Source organism: Candidatus Glomeribacter gigasporarum BEG34 (assembly GCF_000227585.1).
GTDB lineage: Bacteria > Pseudomonadota > Gammaproteobacteria > Burkholderiales > Burkholderiaceae > Glomeribacter > Glomeribacter gigasporarum_B.
Map to the genome: position 1 here is coordinate 1 of NZ_CAFB01000022.1, position 5,148 is coordinate 5,148.

General features: G+C 55.7%; 10 protein-coding genes and 1 pseudogene. 9 read left to right on the plus strand and 2 right to left on the minus strand.

Annotated features, from left to right (window positions below):
* Window positions 1-28: 28 nt before the first annotated feature.
* Window positions 29-307: a hypothetical protein gene (locus tag CAGGBEG34_RS00380; RefSeq protein WP_042687158.1), complete on the minus strand. Its 279-nt coding sequence runs from the start codon at window positions 305-307 to the stop codon at window positions 29-31.
* A 284-nt stretch (window positions 308-591) separates the two neighbouring features.
* Between CAGGBEG34_RS00380 and CAGGBEG34_RS10880 the strand changes: the two genes are divergently transcribed.
* The 3 genes from CAGGBEG34_RS10880 to CAGGBEG34_RS00390 are packed head-to-tail and all read left to right on the plus strand — an operon-like array spanning window position 592 to window position 1,522.
* A complete protein-coding gene (locus tag CAGGBEG34_RS10880; protein WP_158641741.1) occupies window positions 592-750 on the plus strand; it encodes a hypothetical protein in 159 nt (52 codons plus the stop codon).
* Window positions 751-1,020 carry a hypothetical protein gene (locus tag CAGGBEG34_RS00385; protein ID WP_006681959.1) on the plus strand — a complete coding sequence of 90 codons (270 nt, stop codon included), beginning with the start codon at window positions 751-753 and terminating at the stop codon, window positions 1,018-1,020. It abuts the gene before it with no gap.
* Window positions 1,021-1,075: 55 nt separating this feature from the next.
* Window positions 1,076-1,522: a hypothetical protein gene (locus CAGGBEG34_RS00390; RefSeq protein WP_158641742.1), complete on the plus strand. Its 447-nt coding sequence runs from the start codon at window positions 1,076-1,078 to the stop codon at window positions 1,520-1,522.
* Window positions 1,523-1,681: 159 nt separating this feature from the next.
* Here the strand turns inward: CAGGBEG34_RS00390 and CAGGBEG34_RS00395 are convergent, their stop codons facing one another.
* Window positions 1,682-1,948 carry a hypothetical protein gene (locus CAGGBEG34_RS00395; protein WP_006681961.1) on the minus strand — a complete coding sequence of 89 codons (267 nt, stop codon included), beginning with the start codon at window positions 1,946-1,948 and terminating at the stop codon, window positions 1,682-1,684.
* 146 nt (window positions 1,949-2,094) lie between these two features.
* On the opposite strand from CAGGBEG34_RS00395, the gene CAGGBEG34_RS00400 reads away from it, so the two are divergent.
* The 6 genes and pseudogenes from CAGGBEG34_RS00400 to CAGGBEG34_RS09475 all read left to right on the plus strand — a co-directional run bounded on the left by CAGGBEG34_RS00400 (window position 2,095) and on the right by CAGGBEG34_RS09475 (window position 4,966).
* Complete coding sequence (locus CAGGBEG34_RS00400; RefSeq protein ID WP_006681962.1) at window positions 2,095-2,490, plus strand: helix-turn-helix domain-containing protein; 396 nt, start codon at window positions 2,095-2,097, stop codon at window positions 2,488-2,490.
* Entirely contained in the window at window positions 2,487-2,915 is a 429-nt protein-coding gene (locus CAGGBEG34_RS00405) for a hypothetical protein (RefSeq protein ID WP_006681963.1), read from the plus strand. The genes CAGGBEG34_RS00400 and CAGGBEG34_RS00405 overlap by 4 nt, the downstream gene beginning before the upstream one ends.
* Before the next feature lie 393 nt (window positions 2,916-3,308).
* Window positions 3,309-3,479, plus strand: coding sequence for a hypothetical protein (locus CAGGBEG34_RS10885; RefSeq protein WP_158641743.1), 171 nt, complete (start codon window positions 3,309-3,311; stop codon window positions 3,477-3,479).
* Window positions 3,424-3,555 (plus strand): annotated as a pseudogene (locus CAGGBEG34_RS11495) (helix-turn-helix domain-containing protein); the annotation flags it as partial. The gene CAGGBEG34_RS10885 and the pseudogene CAGGBEG34_RS11495, both read left to right, overlap by 56 nt.
* A gap of 246 nt (window positions 3,556-3,801) precedes the next feature.
* Complete coding sequence (locus CAGGBEG34_RS11500; protein ID WP_238984915.1) at window positions 3,802-4,098, plus strand: hypothetical protein; 297 nt, start codon at window positions 3,802-3,804, stop codon at window positions 4,096-4,098.
* On the plus strand, window positions 4,091-4,966 hold the full coding sequence (locus tag CAGGBEG34_RS09475; RefSeq protein WP_006681965.1) for a hypothetical protein: 876 nt from the start codon (window positions 4,091-4,093) through the stop codon (window positions 4,964-4,966). Before CAGGBEG34_RS11500 ends, CAGGBEG34_RS09475 begins: the two co-directional genes overlap by 8 nt.
* The last annotated feature ends 182 nt before the right edge of the window (window positions 4,967-5,148 follow it).

Genomic DNA, 5,148 nt, shown 5'->3' on the forward strand with positions numbered 1-5,148 from the left:
GGAACCCAGCCTTGCGCACGGTCAACATTCAATCCCTTTCATAGCCACCGCTGGCTTCACAGACCACCGTACTGACTGGATTCCCTGATTGAATAAATTTCTCTAGTGCCCGGATGAATTTCTTCAGTCCTTTGGCTGTGTTTTCTACTTGGAAATAATGAGCACCCATTTGTGCATCCAGCACGTGTTTACTGACATCTACCCCTATATAAGCTGCCATTGGATTGCATCCTCCTCTAGCTGTATGCTTGAAAAGTTGGCTCTCTCCATACTTGCCGATTGGATGCGAGGCTTGAGCCTCTCCCATCTGTCCGGAGCTTGACCAACATAAAAAGCAGAGAGCATCCTGTCTTTCTCCCAGTACTTCATTAACCTGTTTGCACGCGATTCCTCTCTGCCACCTCATAAAGTGATCAGCTTTATGGGGCCAATCCAATATACAAGTTTGACCCTGCGGCGGCGGCTTCAGAAGCGGCGCAAAGCGGGGCGTCTGTGTAATGGCCCATCCCGATCTCAGACGCAAGCGACGCACACCTTACAGGCATAGGGGCCATGCAATGACCCAACCCTCGAATTTCAAGAAAGGGATTCATGAATCCAAGCAGTACATATCACCCTTGCCATCTGTGCGGGGAACTGGAACACGCGCACGAGATGCGGGTGAACATCCAGAACGGCGCGGCGCTGTGTGCGTGCTGCGTTCTGGAGCACTTTGAGCCGTGGCGCGATGAGTCTGAAGCGGAACATTGAATGACAAAACCATCCCAAAACTTTGATCTGCGTATTCGATGTGACGACCGGCCTTTGTGGTTTGCACTGCGCTCACTTGAGCAATTGGCCGCGCAGTTCCCTAAAAACGTTCGGCGCTTTCTGGGCGGACTCGATACCCCGTCTCAACTCATCCGCATTGACTCAGATAGAAGCCTGGCAATTGGAGAGGGCGAATTTCGGCTGGTGTTGAAACCGTCCGATGATCTCCGTATGTTTTTGTCCGCATTGGGAACAGGAGATATCCAGTGACTCTTTGTCGAAATTCAGCCTCTATCTCACCTTTAATTTTTGAATGGAGTTTGTAATGGAACTCAACGCCCGTCAACGCCAAATCGCATCAGAGGCGCTGTGCCGATTTGTGATCGAAAGAGTCAAAGCAGAACCTGTTTGGGGTGACGAAGCCTTTAAAAGATTCAGGAGAGCACTCATCCCCCAGCTTCGATTGCTCAACCAGGATTTCGAGTCGGATTGCAGCGAATCGGCTGACGGACAAGCGGCTGAAGAGACCTCATCGGAGAACGCCGATATTCCTAATCGCATGAAGACAGAAGCTGCCGAGTTGTCTACCAATCCGTCTTGGTTTGCACGGGTTTCATCGGATCGACGCAAGATTTCCATTTTTCTACTCACAACTCCAACGACCGCGAAAGAGCTTGTTTTTCAACTTCCTCTAACGATTGATTGTCTCGTGGAACAAGAACATCTACCGAAACCTCTTCTTGAGTTTCTGACTTGGTGCGCGAAAACGTAGTTCTAACACGCAGAAACATATCGCCATACGGTTCGATGACGAATAAATCAGGCTTCAGTTTGATGTTTTCCATACGTCCCCCGTTCATGAGTGAGTTAAGCGCGATACCTCTAAAGAGGAGTCATGAAATGAAATCCGCAATAAACCGTTTTCGCAGTGTTATTGGACGGAATCTGGCATGGCTAGGTCTTCGATTGGCTTACCCAACTCGGTTTCAAGGCGCTTCAAAGCCAGAACAAGTTCTCGTGTTGCTGCCGGACTTAATAAAAACGCCATCGTTATTCCACCCTTCACGGCAGGATGAAGCTGGGTTTGCTGAATCGATAGTGCTCCTGTATCCCGGTTGAGTGTGATCTTTAAAGGTGCATCAACGCCGATGGGAAAAACTTTGTCAGTCCAATCGCGCTTTTTGATTGGTTCGTTCATACGTCCCCCGTTCATGAGTGATGGTTGAAGTGAAGCGCAACGATTTTCTCATGTGCTCTGGGGGCGGCCCTTTTAACAAAAGCGTGCAGATCGATGTCCTTTAAAGCCTACTACGTACACGCCAGCCCCCTCCGGAGGAGGGTGGCATGAGCGCTGCCTATATACAAGCGGCGCACAAGGCGAAGTTGCCGCCCACTCAAAAGCGCGTGCTGCTCGCGCTGTGCGAAGTCCGCACGAAGGCGGGCGTATGCGATCTGCGGCAGAGAGCGCTTGCCCGCGCCTGTTCTCTTTCCCTCGGCGAGGTCAACCGTTGTGTGAAGGCCCTGGCAGAGCGCAGCTATCTGCGCATCGAGCCGCATCCGCACCGCCGCGGCAATCTGTACCGGATAAACGGCCTTCGACACTGGAATCTCAGCGCGTCCTCCGCTTCCAGTCTGTTTCGCATCTTTCCCACCTGCTCATTGGTACACCGCATGCCCGCAGGCTCCATGAGCGCGCCCGCTTCAAAGCGCCGGGCAGTAAGCGCGGGCGTCAAGAGATGAGTGCCTTTTGCGTCTATGCCGCCGCAACCTGGATTGCACGCGAGCGCGCGGAGAAGAAGGTGTGCAATGTCGAGTTCCGCCAAGGGGTGCAGCACGTCCTCACATTGCAGGAATGGAAAGCCAAGGTCGATGAAGAGACGCAGCGGATATTCAAACGGATGAAACCCGTGCGCGCAAGTCCCTTGTTCGATATACCGCAGTCCTGCCTGGACTGGATACGGGTTGCCGAGAAAAACGGCCTGATTCGAGACGCGCAGGTGATGGCCTGGAAAGTAGACACCTATTCGGACGGAAGCCCGGCCCGTGACAAACACGGTCGCCCCAAGAAGGCCTGGCTGTCGTATCACGCAACGGATGCGGATGGGTTTGCCACGCATCCACAAGCCATTGCCACGTGTGAAGTGGCGAAGGGGAGTGACGGATGAACCGTTAAACGGAGAGCGGTATTGGACGGCTCAAGACCGAACCTGCTTGAGTGAAATGTGGAGGGTCAGCACCACGGCGTCCATGACAAAAAGCACCCATACGGTCGGCGCAAATACGGCAGCGTATGGGGAAGAGGCCCCTACTGTGAGGCAGGTCTGAAACAGGGGCGAGTGGCGGCGAAGGCAGCACCACTGACCTTACAAGGCTGCCGCGTCATGCGGCTCCGAGGGAGACACATGTAAAGGCGTCGCTTAAGGCTAGCTGCGTCTGCTCACCAAGGAAGAGCGCTCAGAAAGAAGAGATTTAAAGAACAGATTAAAGATAAAGAACAGAGATTCAAGAGATTCAAGAGATGAATCAATCGAATCCGCTGTGCGCGAGGCGGCGTAGGAATGAAAGCAATGAAGGTCTATATCACTCAACGTTTCACCGACTGGATACACGAGCGGCGCATTGCCTGGCATGGCTGGCGGCGCGCATTCAAGCGCGCAGTATGGGAAATAAGGGATGAGCACGATTATCCAGGCAGCCTGTTGGCCGCTCCAGCTACCACCGACCGCTAAGTTCGTTTTGATCTTACTGGCAGATAACGCAAATGATCAGGGGGTGTGCTGGCCCTCCATCCCAAAGATTTGTGAGCGTACCTGTTTTTCAGAGCGCACGGTTCATGGTGCCATTAAATGGCTTGAGCAACGTGCACTACTGCGTGCGAATCGATCTAATGGCCGTCATACCAGCTACATCCTCACGCCGCAAGAATACAGTGAACCCCCGCAGGAGCTGCGGTCTAACCATAAAGAACCGTCATTAGAACCATCAGAGGAACCATCAAAGGGCGCGTGCGCGAGTCGCGCCGCGCTTTGTGAGCTGAAGCGCCCCGACTGGTTGCCGGAAGATGCTTGGCGGGATTGGGTGAGCTATCGCAAGACCCACAAATCGAGGTTTACCGAAAAAGCGGCGGAGCTGTCGCTGTGCGAACTGGCGAAGCTGCGCGAGCGGGGATTTGAGCCGCGCGCCGTGATCGAGCAGAGCATTTTGTCAGGCTGGACGGGGCTGTTTCCGCTGAAAGACCGCGCGGGCACGGGGCCGCCGGGCTTGAACCGGCAGGTGGCGCTGGAGGCTGAAAACGCCCGCGCAAAAGCGATGTTGTTTGGCCCGAAAACTGAGGTGATCGATGTCTGAAAACGATTTTGATGTATTTGCGGTGTTGCTCGATGCGGCGTATGCGCTGTACGGCAAAGCGCTACCGGCAGAGGCCAAGGCCGCGTATTTCGAGTCCTTGAAGGACTGGCCGATGGAGACGGTGCGCGCGGCGTTGAATGCACACGTCCGGGATGCACAGCGCGGGCAGTTTGCACCGAAGCCTGCGGACTTGATCGCCCAATGGGAAGGCTATACCGCGCACGATGGCCGCCCTGAAGCCGATGAAGCCTGGGCGATAGCGCTGGCGGCTCAGGACGAAGCGGCAACGCTCGTGTGGACGGCGGAGATGATGGAGGCTTTTGGCATTGCCCGTGTGGTGCTCGACCGCGGCGATCAGGTGGGCGCGCGCATGGCGTTCAAGGACGCCTACAAGCGGTTGGTGGAAGCGGCGCGGAAGGCGCGGCGCGCGGTGCATTGGCAAACCTCGCTCGGTTGGGATGCTGAACAGCGCGAAGTTGCGCTGACGCAGGCGGTCGCTAGGCGCCGGATTTCGGCATCGACGGCAGCCGCTTTATTGCCGCCGCCAGATCGAATCGACGAGGGCGACGGCGCGCATCAAGTGCGGGCGAACCTGCAACGCATCCGCGAACAGTTGGCCGCGCTGCCGTCTCCGTTGCAGCGCGCCCGCGCAGCGCGTGCGGCCCGATTGCGTGAACAACGGCAAACGGTTCGAGCGCGGAAAAGCGGCATGCTTGAGCAGATATGGCGTTATGCGTACCTCTATCCCGACACATTCCCTGTCTTTCCCTTGCTGACCTATGACCAAAGTGTATCTGCGCGGGTACGGCCCGAATGCAGGTGTCCAATGCCCGTGCCAGCGGCACAGGCAAAGCGGAAAGCCGCATAAAAGCAAAGATGACGCCTGAATCCGCCCGCTTGCCGGCTAAGGTGCAACTGCCAGGGCGAGACCCGTTCGTGGCGGTCAAATTCCTGAGCCAGAAGCGCCGGTTGGACATTCCCGACCGGAGCGGCAAGCGGCAGTCGATGAGCGTACTGGAAGCGCAGTTTGCGTTGCGGGTGCGTGTCGCA